The organism is Erwinia sp. MYb416, assembly GCF_037479575.1.
Classification (GTDB): domain Bacteria; phylum Pseudomonadota; class Gammaproteobacteria; order Enterobacterales; family Enterobacteriaceae; genus Erwinia; species Erwinia rhapontici.
In genome coordinates this window covers 1-611 of sequence record NZ_JBBGYT010000198.1, presented here as the reverse complement: position 1 = coordinate 611, position 611 = coordinate 1, and the positions used below count along the sequence as shown (strand labels likewise).

The window sequence follows — 611 nt, the reverse complement described above, 5'->3', positions numbered from 1 at the left end:
GTCTTCGCCCTGGCGGCGATAGAGGTAAATCATCTTACCGTCGGGCAGTTGCCCCAGCACTTCGCATCCGGCCAGCGCCCGCTTCAGCACCGCGCGATCTTCTGCGCGCGCAATGGCGGCTTCCGTCTGGAACAGCTCGGATTTACCCAGGCCGATACGGTAGAGATGACGGCGGAAACGCGCCGCCAGCTCTTTCGCCGGGGTGTGTCCATCATGCCAGCTGGCATACGGGATGCGCTTGCCGATTTTCAATTTCAGCCGCACGCCACGATTGCCGAACATTTCACGCACCAGCAACAGCATCGACAACGGCTGATAGATTTTTGAGGTGAGATAGAACAGCGCACTGTTGCGGCCGCTGACGTGGATCGGCACCACCGGCGCACGAAAACGGGCGGCGAGGCGCAGGAAGCCGTGGCTCCATTTGCCATCTTTCACGCCCTTGCTGCCAAAGCGGGAGACTTCCCCCGCCGGGAAGAAGATCAGCACGCCCTGGTTTTCCAGCTGCTCCTGCATCTGCCCCACCTGCTGGCGACTGGTGCGGTTGCCCATGTTGTCCACCAGCACCATCAGACTGCTCAGCGAGGACAGGCAGTTCAGCAGACGATTGG

The 611-nt window shown here is 61.2% G+C and carries 1 pseudogene; it reads right to left on the bottom strand.

Annotated elements, in window-relative coordinates:
- Window positions 1–611, bottom strand: a pseudogene (locus WH277_RS01860) (GNAT family N-acetyltransferase); the annotation flags it as partial.